The organism is Lachnoanaerobaculum orale, from assembly GCF_003862485.1.
Taxonomy (GTDB): Bacteria; Bacillota; Clostridia; order Lachnospirales; family Lachnospiraceae; genus Lachnoanaerobaculum; species Lachnoanaerobaculum orale.
Map to the genome: position 1 here is coordinate 1,918,686 of NZ_RRCM01000001.1, position 19,691 is coordinate 1,938,376.

22 protein-coding genes are annotated in these 19,691 nt (G+C 37.0%); 4 read left to right on the plus strand and 18 right to left on the minus strand.

The annotated features are described in order from the left end of the window. Window positions 1–20 precede the first annotated feature (20 nt). The 7 genes from EHW90_RS09200 to EHW90_RS09230 form a co-directional block, all read right to left on the minus strand. Window positions 21–344 (minus strand): type II toxin-antitoxin system RelE/ParE family toxin, encoded by a 324-nt coding sequence (locus EHW90_RS09200; RefSeq protein ID WP_124952460.1) that lies wholly within the window; start codon window positions 342–344, stop codon window positions 21–23. Next, entirely contained in the window at window positions 331–585 is a 255-nt protein-coding gene (locus tag EHW90_RS09205; protein WP_124952461.1) for a type II toxin-antitoxin system Phd/YefM family antitoxin, read from the minus strand. The genes EHW90_RS09200 and EHW90_RS09205 overlap by 14 nt, the downstream gene beginning before the upstream one ends. 98 nt (window positions 586–683) lie before the next feature. Further along, window positions 684–1,775, minus strand: a complete 1,092-nt coding sequence (locus EHW90_RS09210; RefSeq protein ID WP_124952462.1) for an ABC transporter substrate-binding protein — start codon at window positions 1,773–1,775, stop codon at window positions 684–686. A gap of 12 nt (window positions 1,776–1,787) precedes the next feature. Further along, a complete protein-coding gene (locus tag EHW90_RS09215) occupies window positions 1,788–2,579 on the minus strand; it encodes an ABC transporter permease (protein ID WP_124952463.1) in 792 nt (263 codons plus the stop codon). Then, window positions 2,576–3,397, minus strand: a complete 822-nt coding sequence (locus EHW90_RS09220) for an ABC transporter permease (protein ID WP_124952464.1) — start codon at window positions 3,395–3,397, stop codon at window positions 2,576–2,578. The genes EHW90_RS09215 and EHW90_RS09220 overlap by 4 nt, the downstream gene beginning before the upstream one ends. Then, window positions 3,390–4,466 (minus strand): spermidine/putrescine ABC transporter ATP-binding protein, encoded by a 1,077-nt coding sequence (gene potA / locus EHW90_RS09225; protein WP_124952465.1) that lies wholly within the window; start codon window positions 4,464–4,466, stop codon window positions 3,390–3,392. The genes EHW90_RS09220 and potA overlap by 8 nt, the downstream gene beginning before the upstream one ends. 17 nt (window positions 4,467–4,483) lie before the next feature. After that, on the minus strand, window positions 4,484–5,017 hold the full coding sequence (locus EHW90_RS09230) for a helix-turn-helix domain-containing protein (protein WP_124952466.1): 534 nt from the start codon (window positions 5,015–5,017) through the stop codon (window positions 4,484–4,486). A 311-nt stretch (window positions 5,018–5,328) separates the two neighbouring features. Here EHW90_RS09230 and EHW90_RS09235 point away from each other — a divergent pair, with 311 nt between their 5' ends. From EHW90_RS09235 to EHW90_RS09245, 3 genes are all read left to right on the plus strand, one after another. Next, a complete protein-coding gene (locus tag EHW90_RS09235) occupies window positions 5,329–5,580 on the plus strand; it encodes a hypothetical protein (protein ID WP_243113952.1) in 252 nt (83 codons plus the stop codon). 132 nt (window positions 5,581–5,712) lie between these two features. Then, complete coding sequence (locus EHW90_RS09240) at window positions 5,713–6,129, plus strand: hypothetical protein (protein ID WP_124952467.1); 417 nt, start codon at window positions 5,713–5,715, stop codon at window positions 6,127–6,129. 30 nt (window positions 6,130–6,159) lie between these two features. Continuing rightward, entirely contained in the window at window positions 6,160–6,579 is a 420-nt protein-coding gene (locus EHW90_RS09245; protein ID WP_124952468.1) for a hypothetical protein, read from the plus strand. Window positions 6,580–6,654: 75 nt separating this feature from the next. Here EHW90_RS09245 and EHW90_RS09250 read toward each other — a convergent pair whose 3' ends face one another. From EHW90_RS09250 to EHW90_RS09295, 10 genes are all read right to left on the minus strand, one after another. Continuing rightward, complete coding sequence (locus EHW90_RS09250) at window positions 6,655–7,563, minus strand: alpha/beta hydrolase (protein ID WP_124952469.1); 909 nt, start codon at window positions 7,561–7,563, stop codon at window positions 6,655–6,657. A 20-nt stretch (window positions 7,564–7,583) separates the two neighbouring features. Beyond that, a complete protein-coding gene (locus tag EHW90_RS09255; RefSeq protein ID WP_124952470.1) occupies window positions 7,584–8,918 on the minus strand; it encodes an alpha-amylase family glycosyl hydrolase in 1,335 nt (444 codons plus the stop codon). Between the two features lie 103 nt (window positions 8,919–9,021). Next, on the minus strand, window positions 9,022–10,128 hold the full coding sequence (gene aroC, locus EHW90_RS09260) for a chorismate synthase (RefSeq protein WP_124952471.1): 1,107 nt from the start codon (window positions 10,126–10,128) through the stop codon (window positions 9,022–9,024). Next, entirely contained in the window at window positions 10,128–11,186 is a 1,059-nt protein-coding gene (locus EHW90_RS09265; RefSeq protein ID WP_040458270.1) for a lactonase family protein, read from the minus strand. The genes aroC and EHW90_RS09265 overlap by 1 nt, the downstream gene beginning before the upstream one ends. Window positions 11,187–11,309: 123 nt before the next feature. After that, the gene (metA, locus tag EHW90_RS09270) at window positions 11,310–12,245 is read right to left on the minus strand and encodes a homoserine O-acetyltransferase MetA (protein WP_009446847.1); all 936 of its coding nucleotides are present in this window, start codon (window positions 12,243–12,245) and stop codon (window positions 11,310–11,312) included. Window positions 12,246–12,284: 39 nt separating this feature from the next. After that, entirely contained in the window at window positions 12,285–14,234 is a 1,950-nt protein-coding gene (gene ligA, locus EHW90_RS09275) for an NAD-dependent DNA ligase LigA (RefSeq protein WP_124952472.1), read from the minus strand. Further along, window positions 14,227–14,955: a pseudouridine synthase gene (locus tag EHW90_RS09280; RefSeq protein ID WP_124952473.1), complete on the minus strand. Its 729-nt coding sequence runs from the start codon at window positions 14,953–14,955 to the stop codon at window positions 14,227–14,229. The genes ligA and EHW90_RS09280 overlap by 8 nt, the downstream gene beginning before the upstream one ends. Beyond that, window positions 14,942–15,799 (minus strand): prolipoprotein diacylglyceryl transferase, encoded by an 858-nt coding sequence (gene lgt / locus EHW90_RS09285; RefSeq protein WP_124952474.1) that lies wholly within the window; start codon window positions 15,797–15,799, stop codon window positions 14,942–14,944. Before lgt ends, EHW90_RS09280 begins: the two co-directional genes overlap by 14 nt. A gap of 152 nt (window positions 15,800–15,951) precedes the next feature. Next, window positions 15,952–16,998 (minus strand): exonuclease/endonuclease/phosphatase family protein, encoded by a 1,047-nt coding sequence (locus EHW90_RS09290; RefSeq protein ID WP_124952475.1) that lies wholly within the window; start codon window positions 16,996–16,998, stop codon window positions 15,952–15,954. 200 nt (window positions 16,999–17,198) lie between these two features. Next, window positions 17,199–17,714 carry a nitroreductase family protein gene (locus tag EHW90_RS09295; RefSeq protein ID WP_124952476.1) on the minus strand — a complete coding sequence of 172 codons (516 nt, stop codon included), beginning with the start codon at window positions 17,712–17,714 and terminating at the stop codon, window positions 17,199–17,201. A gap of 425 nt (window positions 17,715–18,139) precedes the next feature. Here EHW90_RS09295 and EHW90_RS09300 point away from each other — a divergent pair, with 425 nt between their 5' ends. Further along, the gene (locus EHW90_RS09300) at window positions 18,140–18,472 is read left to right on the plus strand and encodes a winged helix-turn-helix transcriptional regulator (protein ID WP_124952477.1); all 333 of its coding nucleotides are present in this window, start codon (window positions 18,140–18,142) and stop codon (window positions 18,470–18,472) included. 670 nt (window positions 18,473–19,142) lie between these two features. Here EHW90_RS09300 and EHW90_RS09310 read toward each other — a convergent pair. After that, window positions 19,143–19,667: a GNAT family N-acetyltransferase gene (locus EHW90_RS09310; protein WP_124952478.1), complete on the minus strand. Its 525-nt coding sequence runs from the start codon at window positions 19,665–19,667 to the stop codon at window positions 19,143–19,145. Window positions 19,668–19,691 lie beyond the last annotated feature (24 nt).

Genomic DNA, 19,691 nt, shown 5'->3' on the forward strand with positions numbered 1-19,691 from the left:
AGCCTGTGGGATGTTTTATATTATTTTAACAAGTTATCTTGATTTTGCAAAGAATGTCCTATTCTTACTACTACTATCATGTTCTTTCTTTTTTCAACAAAATAATACACTATATAATTTTTAACCGTTATCTTACATATATCATTTCTTTTCAAATATATATTGTTTAATCTTGAACCTATGTTTGGAAATTTACATAAATTTTCCATTTCTTTTTCAAAATGCTGAATAAATGATATTGCAGCATCATTGTTACATAACTCTCTATCAATATATTCAACTATATTATTTAAATCAATTTGTGCACGATTGGTAAGATAATATGAAAAATTATTGTATTCCATATTTATCCTTCAACTCTTTTATTACTTCTTTTCCGCCACTGACTTTCCCATTTGCAAAATCTACAATACCTTCATTAATGAAATCAGCCTCTGCAATTTTGGCAATCTTAGACTCATAGTATTCCATATTCATAACTACCAGCTTTCCATAACCGTTTTTAGTAACAAAAACCGGACCGTTCTGACATTTCTTCTCAATCTGCACAGTATCTTTTAAATCTCTCATAGGTACAATCTGCATAACCTCACCTCCAAATCATGACTAAATTATATATCAAATTTGGTCATAAGTAAATATAATAAAAAAACTGCCATGGACTGAGTCCACGGCAGCATTTTTTAGTTACCCTTCACTTCTTTCCAAAGCTCATTATAAAGATTGTCGCCATCATCTCCTATATACTTATAAACTTCACTGTTTTTAAGCATATCATCTGTCGGGAAGAGCGCCGTATTTTCCTGCAAATCCTTATCAAGTAAATCATATGCAGCCTTGTTAGGTGTAGGATATGTAATATATTCAAAGTTTTTCTTTGCAATCTCAGGTCTGTTTAAGAAATCAATCCACTTCTCGGCATTTTCCTTATTCTTTGCATTCTTCGGAATTACCCATGAATCAATCCATACATTGGTACCCTCTTTAGGTATCACATACTTAAGTTCAAAGTCTCCGCCTGCCTTTGCAACCTCATTTTGAACATAGAGCATCTCACCTGAGTAGATAACTCCGATGGCAGCCTCACCGCCGATCATCTTATCTCTAACCTGGTCCACAACATAAGCCTGAACAAGCGGCTTTTGCTCTATAAGTTTATCCTTTACCTTTTCAAGTTCCGACTTGTCGGTAGTATTCATAGAATATCCAAGCAACTTCTCACCCACCATAAAAGCGTCTCTTACAGAGTCCTGCATAAGGATATTTCCCTGATACTTAGGATTCCAAAGGTCTCCCCAGCTTGTTATATCGTCCTTTACCATGGAAGTGTTATAAAGTATACCGACAGTTCCCCATGTATACGGCACAGAGTACTTATTCTCAGGGTCGAAAGCCTTTGACATCTCCATATATTTAGGGTCAATATTCTTTACATTCGGAACATTGTTAAAGTCAATCTCTGCAAGCATATCATTCTTTATCATCTTTTCAATCATATAGTCTGAAGGACATACCACATCATAGACAACTCCGCCGGCTTCAACTACAGGATACATCTCCTCATTGGTCTCAAACATATCATAGACAACCTTGATGCCGGTTTCTTTTTCAAACTCCTCTATGACACTCTCGTCAATATATTCGCCCCAGTTATATACATATAATTCTCCTGCACTGCCTGCCTTGGCACCTGCATTACTTTTGCCGCATCCTGATAATACCGCCACAGACAGCAGGCTCATCAATGTTATTGTACTTACAAATTTCTTTTTCACGCTTATTTCCTCTTATCTTCTTTTATTTATTTTGTTTTGTGCAATATTTGATACTATAAGTAAAATCAAAACAGTACCGAATATAATGGTAGAGAGTGCATAAAGGCTCGGCTTTATACCCCTTCTTACCTCTGAATATACAAGAGTGGATATAGTATTTATACCTGCACCCTTTGTAAAATGTGTTATTATAAAATCATCAAGTGACATTGTAAAAGCAAGTAAAAATCCCGATATTACTCCGGGGAATATATCCGGGAATACCACTCTAAAGAATGCCGTAAGCGGCGTAGCTCCAAGGTCAAGAGCCGCCTCATATGTAACTCTCTCTGTCTGCTTAAGTTTCGGCATTACAGAAAGCAATACATACGGAATATTAAAAGTTATATGACTTATAAGAATAGTCTTAAATCCTAGGCTGATGCCGAATGCGATAAATCCGAGCATCAAAGAGATACCTGTTACAATATCCGCATTAAGCATCGGAATATTGTTGACCGCCATTACCACAGTCTTAGGTATCTTTCTCATATTGTTGATACCTATTGCCGCTACAGTTCCTATCAGCGTGGCAATAAGTGCCGATAAAAATGCTATCACCAATGTGTTTCTAAAGGCTGACATTATTGTGGCGCTTTTAAAAAGCTCACCATACCAGTCAAAAGTAAATCCGCCCCATCTGTTCCTTGACTTTGAAGTGTTGAAGCTTAAAATCACCAAAGTAGCTATCGGGGCATACAAAAATATCAATACGAATACAAGGTAGATATCACCAAGTACTCTTCTAATCTTTGAAAAAATCAAACGCTCATACCCTCCCCGTCTTTGTCATACTTGGCAATAAACGCCATACTGATAAGTATAAAAATCATCATAACCAGTGAAAGTCCGGAACCCAGATTCCAGTTGCTGCCCTTTGTAAACTCCTGCTCTATTACATTTCCTATCAAAAGCACCTTGCTTCCTCCAAGTATATTGCTGATAACAAATGTTGTCAGTGCAGGTACAAATACCATTGTGATACCGCTGACAATACCGGGAATACTAAGAGGTATTATAACCTTTGTGATTGTCTGCATTGTATTGGCACCGAGGTCTCTGGCGGCATTTATAGTGTTGTCGTCAATCTTTTCAAGTACATTGTATATCGGCAGCACCATAAAAGGCAGATAATTATACACCATACCGAGTACAATGGCGGCAGGTGTATTGATAATATTTAAACTCGGTAGATGCAAAAAGTTTAAAATCGTATTTATAATTCCGTTCTTTTCAAGAAGTGAAAGCCACGCCAAAGTCCTAAGCAAAAAGTTCATCCACATAGGCAAAATAAATATAAATACTATCAGACTTCCTTTATTCAGCTTCTTACCCTTTAGTGTAAGCGCCAAAGGGAATGCCATTACAAGACATATCACAGTGCTTATAACCGAAAGTGCTATTGAAAGCAAAAGTGCCTTAAAGTGGTCTTTTGCAAATATCGCGAGTACATTTGACAGTGTAAAGCTTCCGCTTTTATCTGTCAGTCCGTATATAAAGATAAGTGAGAGAGGTATTATTGTAAAACCTATCATCCACAGAATATATGGGAATGTCAACACTTTTCTGAAGTTTTTATTCATTTACTCCCACAGCCTCCTCATCCTCAGACTCAGGCTTGTTCATTATCTGTATATCAAAAGGATCCACACTGATGCCGACTTCCTTGCCTACCGGGAACATATCTGTAGAATGTACCAGCCACTCATAGCCGTTCGGCGTGGTAACTTCCATCTCATAGTGTACTCCTTTGAATATCAAATGAGTTACTCTGCCTACCAAAGTACCTTTTTCAGGCTCTACAAGATCAATATCCTCAGGTCTTATCACCACATCTACAGGCTTATTGGTGCCGAAGCCCTCATCCACACAGGCAAATTTTGCTCCGAATATATCTACAAGCTTATCCTGTACCATGGTTCCGCCGATTATATTTGATTCTCCTATAAAGTCCGCTACAAAAGCATTTTCAGGCTCATTATATATCTGCTCCGGTGTACCCATCTGCTGAATATATCCCTGATTCATAACCACGATGGTATCGGACATTGTAAGCGCCTCTTCCTGATCATGTGTGACATAGATAAATGTGATGCCAAGCTCATTTTTCAGTCTGATAAGCTCGTACTGCATATCCTGACGCAACTTAAGGTCTAAGGCCCCCAGCGGCTCATCCAGTAAAAGTACCTTCGGTTCATTTACTATGGCTCTTGCTATAGCTATTCTTTGTTGCTGACCTCCTGAGAGTGAATTTATACTTCTTTTCTCAAAGCCGTCAAGGTTTACCAGTTTCAGTGCATACTTTATCTTGTCATCAATATATGCTTTCGGCTTATTCTTTATCTTCAGTCCGAATGCTATATTTTCTGCAATACTCATATGAGGAAATAATGCGTACTTCTGAAATACTGTATTTAAGTTTCTCTTATTGGGCGGAATATTCGATATATCTTTGCCGTCAAATATTACTCTGCCGCTGTCCGCCTGTTCAAATCCACCTATTATCCTAAGGGTGGTGGTTTTACCGCAGCCCGACGGCCCCAGTAAAGTTACAAATGAGTTTTCTTTAATTGATAAATTCAAATCATCTAAAACAATCTCTCCGTCAAAACTCTTTGAGAGATGTTCCAAATCAATAAGGGATGTACCCATACTTCCTCCAAAATATTCTAAAAATTAGGCGGTGTGCTGACCCATATAAGCTTTGCACCACGCTTTGAGCTGATATAATGCTTTTTATCCGATGTAAAATAAAAAGACTCTCCTTTTTTCGCCGAGTACACATCACTTCCCCTATGTATCTCCACACTGCCTGAAAGAATATATCCGAACTCCTCACCGTCATGAGGATTGTCAGGATATGTAAGCCCTCCCGGCTCTATGATTTGCAGTATAGGTTCCATCATATTCTTTTGTGCATTCGGTATTATCCATTTGACTGTATTGTTTAGTTCTTTATCCTCTTTGATAAAGTAATCTTCTTCTGTAAAAACCACCTGTGCTTCGGTCTCTTCCTCAAAAAAATCCTTTATCTGTACTCCGAGGCATTGCAAAATATCAAGAAGAGTCGCTATGGACGGGGATGTGATATTATTCTCAAGCTGTGAAATAAATCCCTTTGACAATTCCGCCCTGTCGGCAAGCTCTTCTTGCGTAAGTCCTGCAAGCACTCTGAGTCTTTTCAGTTTTGAACCGATATCCATAAAAACCCTTCTTTGTGTTGCACACTATTTCTAATCAAAAAGTTTAGTGTTATTAAACAAAGAATATTATACATTATCTTAAACAACTGTCAAGCACTTTATTTTTATTTATCTTTTCAATTTTTACTGTTATACTAAATGAATTTTATAGCACTATGCATAAATAAATCTGTAAAGTTATATTAAACCGAAAAATAAGTTTTTACCAATTTCTTTACATTTTTTTAATTGTATTTTGATACTTGCTATGATATATTGAAGTCGGTAATGCGTAAATTATTTTATATTATATAAAGGGGGATTTATATTATATGAATAAAATTGATAATTTTAACCTTAATTTAAGCCTGTCTGTAAAAGTTGTTATACTGATATTACTGATTATATGTATACTTAACGGAAGTAAAATCTCCGATTTTATTTATTCCTTAAATACCGAAGGCTTTAGTGAATTTGAGGGAATGAGAACATATATCTCGGTACAAATCATACTAAGTATTTTATCAATCCTTGATGCATTGTTGATAGCTGTGGATTATTATAAAATTTCAAAAACTTCATAGATTATGTATTTATAAATATAGCGGGTGTAGATAGACTGTATGGGGAAGTGTTGCAGCTGTAATTACCACTATATTGTTATATCTTGCTCCTATAGTTTTATAATAGACAATTTTATAGAGGAGATTAAACTATTGCTAAAGTACTATAGTTTTGAGCTTGATGACTGGCAAGATAATGATTGGCTACTTGAAGTGTTGAAGCTGTTTTTAAATAAAGAAAGAGAAGTAGAACTAAATTGCTGGAATGATGAAATTGACGCTATAAATCTGGCAATTGATTTGGGATTTAGAGTAATTGAGATACAGCAATTCTTAATCAGACTTAGTGGGACTACAGTTATGCTCGATTTAGATAAAATCGTAAGTCTAAAAAGTTTTATTCAAATTACAGAAGAAGATGAAGAAGAAAATTTGTTACCGTTTTTCTCCCTATTTATTAAGGACGAAATATTCATTGGACACTATGCCAGAGAAAATTATGTTTATAAAAAAGAAAAGTTTGATTTGACTGTAGATATCTTGAATCGTCATAATGTAGAATTTCACTAATTTGGTATCGTAAGAAAGATATGTGTATATATGAATAATGATTTATCAAATAGTACCGCTGAAAAAACAGTTAATTTCTTGCTAATTGATGACCTGCAAGATAAAAATTTACCTGTTGAGGTATTGAAACTATTTTTATATGAAGAAAAGGAAATAGAACTTGATTGCTTAAATAATGAAATTGACACTATAAATCTGGCATTTGATTTGGGCTTTAGGCTAATAGAGATAAAACCATCTTTGATTAGATTAAAAGGGACTACAAGTATGCTTGATTTGAGAAAAATCATGAACTTTAAAGAAGATAGTTTGTTTCCATTTTTCTTTGTAAATATATACGACAGCATTATAGCCGACCAATATTTTAAAGAATTATTGATTTACAAAAAAGATAAATTTGATTTGATTACAGCTATACTAAAGAGTAATAATGTAAAGTTCCATTATTAGAGAGACTTTATATCCTGACAAGTCACAGTGCTAATGCCTTTTGCTTGTCAGGATATTTTTTAATCTCAAAAATCTTTATTTAAAGTTTATATTATTCAAAAAATCACCGATTATACCCCTGTACTCAGCTTTGCCAAGTACTTCTCTTGACTGTGCATGTGCCGCATTCGGTACCAAATGAAGCTCTGAATAACCAGCTGTGGCAGCCTTGTTTACCTGTGAATTATCAGGCAAAATAAAGGTATCCGCCTCGCCGTGTATAAAGCATACAGGTACTTCATTTCCGACAAGAGCATCCTTTGGAGAAGTCTTTTTCATATCATATCCGTATCTTAACTTCATAACCGCATTTACACTCGGCAATACAAAGCCCACCTTTGCCACACTGTAGCTTGTGTGAATAAGATCGTAAAGATTGTCAAAACCGCAATCCGCCACCACAAAATCCACCTTCGGCTTTTTAGCAAGCACCATCAGCGAAGTCGCTGCACCCATTGACTCACCGTGAAGCCCAAGCTTTATATTGCCGTATCTGTTATATGTGTCTTCAATAAGCTTATATAAGTCCTCAGATTCAAACTGACCAAGACTTACTGTCGCTTTTGCATTCTCACCATGGTCTCTCATATCATAGATAATGCAGTTGAATCCAAGGTCAATATATGAATCCACATACTTCACCGCACCGTATCTGTTTGACTTAAAGCCGTGGCTGATTATCACATACTTATCACTCGGTATAGGATTTTTTACCAAGGTTACATGGAGGTCATAGTCATTAAGACCCTTTACTATATAATCCTCTTTCTCATAATCGTCATAATCTCCCCAAAGCTTATGCTCCTTCTCCCAAGACATCTCCTTTTCCAACGTTGAGACCTTCGGGTCTGCCATCTGCGATGCAAGCCCCAGAACGAACTTGCAATAGATTGCAATGATAACCAAAATCAATATCACTACAACCATTATTATAATCTTTTTCATTTGTATTGCCTTTCAAAATATCAATTATCCGAAATCCAAACCTGACCTGAATTACCTGCTATATTCACATGCATATTTCCGTCAAAATCTCTTGTCTCCCCTGAGAATATTTCAGTGAACCTGCCGCCTATATTAAGATTGATACCGGCATTATTGTCATCATTATTTACTATGGCAACAAGTCTCTTATCTCCATATTCTCTTAAAAAGGCATACTGTCTGTTTGTAAGCAAAAGTTCTCTGTAGCCTGCTTCTCCTACCCACTGATTATTAAGTCTCATATTGCCAAGAGCTGCAATCCTTTTTGTATTCTCATTTGTATTAACGGCATCCTTATAATCTTCTATCTTCAGCTCAGGTCTAAGAATTTCATCCGCATAAGGTTTCTTCTCGCCCTCAATTGCAAACTCCGAGCCGTAGTATATTGACGGCTTTCCCGGTAATGTATACAAAAGTACATGAACAGGGAAGAAATGTGCCTTGTTGTTGAGTTTTGTGATAATTCTTGCCACATCATGGTTGTCAACAAAGTTATAAAAAGCATTGGCGATATGCATTCCCATATCTGTGCAGCGTTTTACAGTATGTGCAATTTCAAAATAGTTGTGGTCATTGTGTCCTGAATAAAGAGCCTTGTGCAGCCAATAGTTGGTTACCGAATGAAGCATCTCATTATTTACCCATCTAGTATAGTCACCGTGAATAACTTCTCCCAGAAGCCAAAAATCTTGCTTACATGAATCAGTCACCGACCTTAACTCTCTCATAAATGTAAAGTCAAGTACATCAGCCGCATCAAGCCTTATTCCGTCTATATCAAACTCGCTTATCCAAAATCTTGCCACATCCAAAAAATACTCTCTTACCGCCGGATTTTGATGATTCAAATTTACAAGGGTACCGTGTCCGTCCCAGCTGTCATAGTATAGGCCGTCATTGTAGTCATTGTTCCAATCAAAATGTATATTTTTAAACCAGTCTCTGTAAGCACTGTTTTCTCTATGTTCTTTCAAATCCTTAAAAGCGAAGAACTCTCTGCCGACATGATTGAAAACTCCGTCCACTATAACCTTTATACCGATTTCATGGCATACCTTTACAAAGTTTATCAAGTCATTATTGTCTCCGAGCCTTGAATCAAGCTTCTTATAATCAGCCGTCTCATAACCATGAGCCACAGACTCAAAAAGCGGACCGATATATATTGCATCACAGCCGATTGCCTTTATATGCGGTAACCAATCAAGCAACTTATTAAGCCTGTGCTCACCCGCTTCAAAAGTATTTGTCCTTGGCGCTCCCGTCATTCCTATAGGGTAAATATGATAAAATACCGCACCGTCATACCATTTCATAAAACCTCCTCCAAATATTCGAGGCTTTTAAACAAAACCTTTGCACTGCATCCTGTCATACAAAGATTGTGATTAAAAGCCCCCTAAACATTCTTTATAAAAATTATTTTTTATATATCTTCAGTACATTGTCCATTCTGGATTTCATGTTTTCAAGTACCATATCAAAAAGTGTGATTGCAACCATGCTCTCCACTACTACCACCGCTCTCGGCACAACCACAGGGTCATGTCTGCCCTTTATTTCAAGCTTCACTTCCTCATTTATAGCATTTACAGTGTCCTGTTCCTTGGCAATTGAAGGAGTAGGTTTCACCGCCGCATTGATAATAATGGGTGAACCGTCACTGATACCGCCTAATATACCGCCCGACATATTCGTCCTTTTTCTGATATGCAGCCCTTCATCGTCCTCATCTATATAAAAAGGATCGTTGTTTTGTGAACCTGTCATAGTGCTTACATGAAATCCTGCGCCGAACTCCACACCCTTTATAGCACCGATACTCATAATAGCGGCTGAAAGTCTTGCATCAAGCTTATCAAATACCGGTTCACCAAGCCCCGGCATCACACCTGTAGCTATACATCCTATGATACCGCCAAGTGAATCCTTATCCGACTTGGCTTCTTTTATAAGCTCTATTGCTCTAACAGCTGCATCTTTGTCAGGCATATATACCGCATTTTCACTGCATTCATCCAAGTTCAGTGACTGTGCATATACATTTCCTATACTCTGTGTAAATGCCTGCACCTTAATACCAAGCATATCAAGTGCCTTTATAGCTATTGCACCGGCTATTACTCTTCCTATGGTCTCTCTGCCTGAGCTTCTTCCGCCGCCACGGTAGTCTCTGAATCCGTACTTGGAATCGTAGCCGAAATCGGCATGTCCGGGTCTGTATGTGATTGCCAGTTCATCATAGTCCTGTGATCTTTGTGAAGTGTTTTCTATCATCACCATAACAGGTGTACCTGTAGTCAATCCTCCGAATACACCTGAGTAAATCCTACATTTGTCGCTTTCATTTCTTGAAGTTGTCACAGTGCTTGTACCCGGTCTTCTTCTGTCCAAGTACTTTTGAATGTCCTCTTCACTTAAAGATATGCCCGCAGGTACTCCGTCCACAATCGCTCCCAATGCCGCTCCATGTGACTCCCCGAATGTCGTCACTCTGAAACTTTTTCCAAAACTTGAACCTGCCATTAAACCTCCACTATGACACAGCAATTCGGTTGATTTACTTTTACCGAGTTTGCACACATTACAATAAGCCCGGTCTTATAATCTATCTTAAAGAATGTGATGGTTCCGCTCTCATGATTTATAGATGCTATGTGCTTATTATCCGCAAAAACCGCTATATCCTTAGGATACTCACCGCTTATCGGTAAGCACATCTTCTCCTTCAAAAGACCTGTATCCGCATCTCTTTCATATAGGCAAACCGATTCATCTCCTGCATTTGATACAAATATGAACTTATCATCGGCGCTAAATGAAAGTGCGGTTGCGGCTGTCAGTTCTGATGACTTACTGCTGCCTGTTGTAGGTACTGTTTGAATCTTTTCAATACTCGGTACTCTACATCCCGGTTTGGCTTCATATGAGAACACATCTATAACATTTTTCATTTCATACATCAAATACAGATACTTTCCGTCCTTTGAAAACTCAAAAAATCTCGGTGCCGAATTGATTTTGCATGAAATCATATCTACAAGATTGAGTGTCTCATCCTTGTCATCAAAGTGATATATCTTTACCTGGTCTATGCCGAGGTCCGCCGCCATTACAAAATGTCCGTCAGGTGTTGTTCTGGTACAGCTTACATGAGGTCTGAAGTTTCTCTCCGCAATAGAGCCCAGTCCTTTGTGATATACCTCATCCACTATATCTCCCACACTTCCGTCTTCATGCAATCTGAGCACTGTAATCTTTCCGTCATGATAGCCCGATACGAAGATATATTTGTCGTCAACATCTGTAGAAAGATGACAACCTCTCATTCCGTTTATCTTCACACTGTTAAGTCTTTCAAGCCCTCCGTCAGGCAATATATTAAATGAGACTATGCCTTCATCCGCTATAGAGTACAATACCTTTTGATTTCTTGACTTAATGACATAAGAAGAGTTGTCGACATCCACCTCACCTTTTTTCACAAAACAACCCTTATCCGGATTCACATCATATATTGTGATGCCCTTTGCCTTACCGGTATATGAATAAGAACCTACATAAGCAACATATTTTCCGCTCATAGCCATACTCCTTTAAACTTAAAATATATGTTATCAGGCGGTATTACTCTACAATCCGCCTGAAAGCTTAATCATATTTTATCATAAAATCAAACCACTTTGAACTTATTTATAAAATATATACTATATTACCCAATCAAAGTTGTTACTAAGTTCGTACGGAGTATTCTGGTACACATAGAAGTTGAGCCAATTGGCATACAGTGTATTTGAAAAGTTCCTCCAACAAAGCACAGGCCTTGAAAACGGATTATTGTCTGTAAAATAATTCTTCGGCAGCGCAGGATTAAGTCCCTTTGCCACATCTCTGTGATATTCATTGCTAAGAGTCATCCTGTCATACTCGGGATGCCCTTGTATAAAGACCTGTGAACCGCTGCCGTATTCATTCAGTACCAAAAGCACTCCGGCCTCATCAGACTTTGCAAGCACTTCAAGTTCAGGATGCTTTAATATATCCTCAAGTCTGACCTCAGTATTCCTTGAATGCGGACAATTCACATAATCGTCCATACTTCTTACAAGCGGTACCTTTTTCTTTAAAATCTCATGTGTAAAAACGCCTGTAAGCTTCTCATCCCTATCATACTTCGGTACACCGAAATGATAGTAAAGTCCCGCCTGTGCAGCCCAACATATATGAAGAGTGGATGTGACATGAGTCTTTGACCACTCCATTATCTCACACAGTTCATCCCAGTAATTGACCTTGTCATAGTCCATACATTCCACAGGTGCACCTGTAATAATCATTCCGTCATATTTCTCAGTCTTTATATCGTCAAAGAATGTATAAAATTTATTCAAATGACTTTGGCTTGTATTCTTTGACTGATGACTCTTCATCATAAGGAATGAACAGTCCACCTGTAACGGAGTATTTGAGAGCGCTCTAAGTATCTGTGTCTCCGTATCCTCCTTTATAGGCATCAAATTAAGTATCAAAATCTGCAAAGGACGAATATCCTGTGATATGGCTCTGTCCTCGTCCATAACAAATATATTTTCAGACTCAAGTATCGCCTTTGCAGGCAATCCTTTCTGTATTTTTATCGGCATATTACCTCTTTTCCGGTAGACAATGTCTACAAAAAATCATTATTCCAAAAGCTTCAGAAAATCTTCTTCAGATATTATCTCCACTCCAAGCTCCTTGGCCTTTTTATTCTTTGAAGAATTGGAGGCGGTATCATTATTTATAAGGTAGTTTGTCTTACTTGACACACTGCCTGACACCTTACCGCCGTTCTTTTCTATAAGCTCCTTTAATTCATTCCTGTTTGAGAAATGTTGCAGCGAACCGGTGATTACACATACCTTTCCCGATAATTTATCACCGCCACCGCTCTCCTCTTTTTCAAATTTCAGAATCTTTCTAAGACTTTCTACATTTTCAATATTTTTCTCAGACCTGAAAAAATCCGCTATTGAGTTTGCAAGCACCTCTCCGATTCCCTCTATCTCAAGCAAATCATCCTTACTTGCAGATATTATCCTGTCAATATCATTGTCAAAATACTTTGCAATCATCTTTGCATTGGCACTTCCGATTCCCGATATACCAAGTGAATAGAGAAATCTTGATACGGTGGTATTTTTAGCTTCATCAAGTGCGGATATCAACTTTTCATAACTTCTTTTTCCGAAACCGTCCATATTTATGATTTCGTCCTTGAACTTATCAAGATGAAACAGATCACTGTCACTCTTTATAAAGCCCTTTGAAAGGAATTTTTCAAGTGTGGACTCTGAAAGTCCGTCTATATTGAGCGCATCTCTGGATGCCATCAGGGCATATTGCTTGATATGCTTTACCTGACAGTCAGGATTGGTACAAAGAAGTACCTTTGACTCATTGTCCTTTTTTATTGTGGTATCCTTTCCGCAGGCAGGACATATCTTCGGAACTTTTTCTGTGTTTGACTTTGTAAGATTCTCATATACCTGGGGAATTATCATATTTGCCTTATAGACTGATATCTCATCTCCCACACCGAGCATAAGCTCTTCAAAAATACTCACATTGTGAAGACTTGCTCTTGAGACTGTAGTTCCCTCAAGCTCCACAGGTTCAAATACGGCCACAGGATTTATAAGTCCGGTTCTTGAAGGACTCCATTCGATATATTTTAGTTTTGTAGTCTGTCTTTCATCACTCCATTTGAATGCCATAGCATTTCTTGGGAACTTTGCGGTACTTCCAAGTCTCTCACCCAGTGCAATATCGTCAAGTAAAAGCACAAGACCGTCAGACGGGATATCATTATCTGCTATCCTTGACTCAAAATCAGCTATATCATTTGCAAGTGACGCCCTGTTTGTAAACTTATATTCCACTACATCAAAGCCCTCATTTTTTGCCCACTCAAACTGCTTTGCTTTGGAGTTTTCAAAGTCAATATCATCAGCCTTTACAACATTGAAAACATTGAAATATACCTTTCTTTCCCTTGTAACCGCCGGATTCAACTGCCTTACGGAACCTGAACAAAGGTTTCTCGGGTTTTTATATTTGGCATCTGCATCACTGATACTCTCATTTATTCTCTTAAAGTCCGAATATTTTATAACAGCCTCACCTCTAAGTATAAGCTCTCCCTTATATTCAATCTTTAAAGGAACATTTTGAAAGTTCTTTGCATTGTTTGTGATAACCTCTCCTATGATACCGTTTCCTCTTGTAACGGCTTCCACAAGCTCACCGCCTATGTATGTGAGTACGATAGTAAGTCCGTCCATCTTCCATGACAACAGCGCCTCATTATCCCCAAGCCAGTCCTCCAGTTCAGTCACGCTTTTTGTCTTATCAAGTGAAAGCATTGGGCTCTCATGTGCCTTCTTAGGCAGTTCGCTTGCCGTCTCATAGCCTACATTTTGAGTCGGAGAATTGGATAATACAACATTTGTTTCTTTTTCAAGTTTTACAAGCTCGTCATAAAGCTTGTCATACTCGATATTCGGCATTATCTCAACCGCATCCACATAGTAGCTTTTTGCAGCCTTATTCAAGATTTCCACCAACTCTTTGATTCTTGCCTTTTTATCCATTATCTCTTATCCCCAATTCTTTATACAATCTTCTGGTCTCTTCTTCGCTTAAGTTGCGATAATCTCCTACAGCCAAACCGTCAAGCTTTATATTCACTATCCTGACTCTGTTGAGCTTTTGTACTTTTCTGTCGCAGGCCGCACACATTCTTCTTATCTGTCTGTTAAGTCCCTGAGTAAGCACAATGCTGAAGGTGTTTTTATTTAATTTTTTAACCTTACACTTTCTTGTCTTTGTCTTAAGCTCATAAAGATAGATTCCGTTTGACATCTTCTCTATAAACTCATCATCTATATCCTTATTTACCTTTACTATATATTCCTTCTCGTGATAATTTGCCGCCTTCAGCAAGGTATTTGTGAGTGCACCCTGATTTGTGAGAAGCAAAAGTCCGCTTGAATCCTTATCAAGTCTTCCTACAGGATAGATTCTCTCCTTCATTCCTATATAGTCCACCACATTCATTGCACCGTCATTGTCCGATGTGGTACATACTACACCCTCAGGCTTATTAAAAGCGATGATTATAGGCTTTACCTTTTCGACATCTTTACCTGTCGCAATATATTTCCCGTCTAGACTTACAAGGTCTTTTTCTCCTACCATGGCACCAAGACTTGCGATCTCGCCGTTTATCATGACTCTGTTCGCTTCTATGGCTCTGTCAGCTTCTCTCCTTGAGCAGACTCCGATGCTTGCCAAAAACTTATTCAGTCGCATTCTTTACTCTCTTCCTTCCCACTGTTATACATATGATTGACACTATAAAACATATACCTGCAAGTAACTGTGATACCGCTATATTTGTATGAGGCAACAAAAGGCTGTCTGTGCGAAGTCCCTCTATAATCATTCTTCCAAGACCGTATCCTCCAAGATAGATAAAGAATACCTCACCGTCAAACTTCTTTCTTTTCCTGTACCATAACATAAAGACAAGTACCAAAAGATTCCAGCAGCTCTCATAAAGGAATGTAGGGTGAACCTGAATATATTTCACTCCGTCTATATCCATAACATGGCTCAGTACATTATCATTTAACATTCCGGAGCCTACTATATCAAGCTTATACCTTAGTGCAAAAAGTGAGTTCGTATACCCTCCGAATGCCTCCGCATTGAAAAAGTTACCCCACCTTCCAATAATCTGACCTAAAACAAGTCCCAAAACTCCGCTGTCCGCCATAGAAAAGAATGACTGTTTTTTTACCTTACAGTATACTATAAGTGTGATTACCGCAGCTATCACACCTCCGTATATTGCGAGTCCTCCTGCTCGTAAGTTGAATACCTGCAAAAGATCGTCTTTATACACATCCCACTCAAATATTACATAATAAGTTCTTGCACCTATTATCGAAAATATTATGGCATACATTGCAAAATCAAGATAAATTTCCGGATTCTGCCCCCTTCTTTTGGCATCGGCACAGGCCATATTGATGCCTGCCAGCATTCCAAGTGCTATGATTATCCCGTAAAAGGCAATCCTGAAGCCGAAAATATTGATATGATTTACCAAATGATTTATATAAATCCCCAAATGTGGAAACGAAACGTCCATCATAACCTCCTAAATATTTTTATTTTCATAGTATAGCATATCGGAGGGGATATGACAGCGAAAATCGGTATAAAATATATTAAAGAAATTAATATGAAAACTTTGCAAAGAAAAACACCCTAAGTTTTTACATAGAGTGCCTATCACTTGATTTAGTCTGCGATTCTTATAACTCTTCTAAAGAAATCATAGCCGCCGTTTATATACTCACCTGTCTCTTCATCCTTATTTTCAAAATATGGCGAAACCGGAAAATATCCCCAAACAGGCCCCAGTCCTCCGCATATATTGCGTCCTCCGTCTCCGCCTTTATATGAAAACACTCCGTCATCATATACAATCTCTCTGCAGTAGGGATCAAAAGCTATATGCAGCCCGAAGAAGTTTTCTTTTTCTAAAGTGTACTCGTCATAATTATCAGTCCACTCCATATGTCTAAGCTTCATGGAAAAATCCATATCGTTACCCCAAGGAAATATGCTTCTGCATCCCTTTCCTACCAAATACTCCCATTCTCTTTTTGTTGGAAGAGAATATCCTTTATCTTTTATATCCTGAAGCAGGTTGTTAAATGTAGTTTCTTTATACAATTTACCGTGCCAACTTTCATTTTCTTTATATAGACAAATACTCTTATGAACTGTTATTTCAGATATACCATTCTTTTCGGCACTTTCAATCTTTGCTTGCCATTCTTTGTTTTCTTTAAGTTCATCATCCGAAACATCCTCCCAACAGGTTTCACTGTAGTCTTTTTGTACTAACATAGGATGTATTAAAATAGTCTCCTCATTACTGAAATTGTTATTCAGATAGTCTTCTATTGTTGATACAAATTCATTATCTTCAAGCTTTTCTTTTATCTTATCTTCAATAGAGCTGTCGGTCTCATCTTCCTCATCTATAAATACATATACAAGGTACTCCAAATTTTCCTTATTGAAAATTTCAGAAGGCTTTCTACCTTTGAAGTCAATTCCAAGCTTAACACGCTCTCCCGGAACAAAAACAAATTCGATACCGTCTTTTGAGATAAACTCTGCCGTATATGTGGACTTTCCAAAAGCTGAAAATTCTTTAAAACAAAGTATTTCCAAATTATAGATACCTGCTATATTATTTAATAATTCCTGCTTTTCAAAGACAGAAAGTGAGTCGTATATGGGATTGTATAATTTTTCTGTTGATATACTGTTCATTGATTGGTTCTCCTTCAAATTTAGTAGACAGCTTTAAACTATTTTTATTAACTTATATATACTTACTTATCTAATTATATGTAATATGTGATATTTCATCAATATTATATATTCTCATATGATATTTATAAAAAAAGACAGGATCATTTTAAAACCCTGTCTACAAAAATATATAAACTTATTCAATATAAGAATTTCATTTATAAGGTCTTTACCATCTCTTCAATAGGTCTACATTTTTCATGCATTGGAGAAGATTTCACATCATCTGCAGCATATCCCATAGGCATCAAACAAATCAGCTTTACAGACTTTGGCAGATTAAATACTTCTGCAGTCTTTGTATTTGGAAATCCGTCAACCCATACAGAACCAATACCCAGTTCTGTTGCTTCAAGCATCATATGTGTAGCTACAATAGAGGCATCCTGTTGCCCCGAAACGATTCCTTCTTCCATTTCATTAACATACTGTTCCGACTCCTCATAACCTATCATCATAACAGTCGGCGCATTATATACACATCTTGTAAGTGCCCTAAGTTTTTCAATTCCTTCTTCACTTTGAACCACATAGACTCTGGCAGACTGTTTGTTTTTTGCACTTGGTGCAATATATGCCGCCTCTAAAATTTTATTGATTTTATCCTTTTCAATCTGTTTCTCACTGTAACTACGCACTGAATAACGATTCTTTGCCAATGTTATAAAATCCATGATTTGTCCTTCTTTCATTCACTACTACACTTGTATTTAAACTATCGTATTATATAATTCTATATCTGAAACCCAAATTAACGTATCAATCAGATCCTCAAATACATCTTTTGCTGTAATTACTTTTGCAGTTATCTCATTCGATGCAAAGTTGTCTGTTGTACCCGGTAATTAGCCCTCCGGCCATTTGATTTCATTAACATTTTTATTACCTCATTTCTTTCTGAATTAATAATTTATTGATAAAAATCATTATCTATCAACTTGATGATGTCATATTAAGCCATTATGATGTTTTCGACAAGAACGCACTTTTTAGTAAAATAGTAACTTTTTTGAAAGATACTTACTTTTAGGTAACTATCACCCGGTATTGATTTTATAGAATTTTTTGTGTTATATTAATGTAAAAATGGAGATAAAAAATGTCAGAAAAAAAATCAAAATTTCATTGTCCTGTAGAAGCAACTCTGTCTCAGATAGGCGGAAAATATAAAATGATTATCCTATGTCATCTAATTCATGACGGTACTTTAAGATACAATGAGATACAAAAACACATTCCTCAAGCTACTGCTAAAATGTTGGTACAACAGCTAAAGGAACTGGAATCAGACGGTTTAATTAACAGAAAAGTATATCCTGTAGTCCCACCAAAAACTGAATACTCTATTACAGAGAGAGGTAAATCTTTAACAGAAGTTATAGATTCTATACGTGATTGGGGACGCAATTATATGTCAGGTACATTTGAATAATAAAACCTCTTAATTTTCGGGACACTGTCCGGAAAATTGGGTGATTTATATATAAGAGTCTCATATTGTATAGATTAGATAATGAAAATCCCTACAGAACCTTATCTAACAGGTTTTTAGTTAAATCTTCTACATCCAGCCTAGTAATTCCAAAACTCTTCTTCCCGGCATCTTTAATGGATGCTCCTATATGGTAAACCTCTTTTCTATCTATAATAATAAATCTATCTCAGAATATTAAGAGTATTTACATCAACATAATTATCTATAAGTATAAGCTCTCCAATTGCTTTAACTCAACTCTGTCCAGTCGAGCAAACATTTCTCTATCAGAAAGCATGGCGATACCTTGTTCTGTAAAGGCATAAGGGTTTGAAGATGAATGTTTCAAAGTTTTGAACCGGTCACAATTTTTGACCGGTTAATCTTTCTCATCATCACTTATTTGAAATCTAAAGCTTTCATAATCCGTTATCAACTTTTACAAGAGCTTTATCCCCTACCATAAGTACCTCCATTTTCCCTTTGAATCATTTGCAATCTAATACCGGTTAGATCTTGTTTATTTTTATGTCGTGTTATACAGGCGGTTCATTTATTTTAAGTTTTCAATCTACAAACTGGGATTTGTTTGTACAATGTTCAATATATAACTGTTATTATGTCTTGATTAGAGTACAAACTCATATAAGAGGAACTTCCTCGGTACTCCAATATCAACATATGTGATTTCAACCTTATCCACATACTTAAATCCAAACGACATATACATTTTCTGTGGAATATCATTTCCCTCTATGCAATCAAGACGAATTGATTTAAGGTTTCTTTCCCTTGCTGTGTCTATTGCGTGTTGAACTAACTGCTTCGAGTATCCACGACCTCCATATTCCGGAAGGACACGCAAGGCATGAAGAACCACTGTATCGTTATCATTTGCATCAATAAGCCATTTAACTGCGTGATACGCCTCATCACGATCATGATTCATAATATACGCCGCAACAATTCGACCATCTTCAATACCGATAAACTGATTTCTCTCTTTGATTGCATCTTTGATCATTTCATCTGGAGGGAAACCACCTTTATCTCCCTCCGGCAGAAAATCTTTTCCACTCAAAACTTTACACATACCGTCATAAAACTGTCGCAATTCTATAAAATTTTTCTCTTCTGCATATCTGATAATCATAGAAATCTATCCCTCCAACTTCTA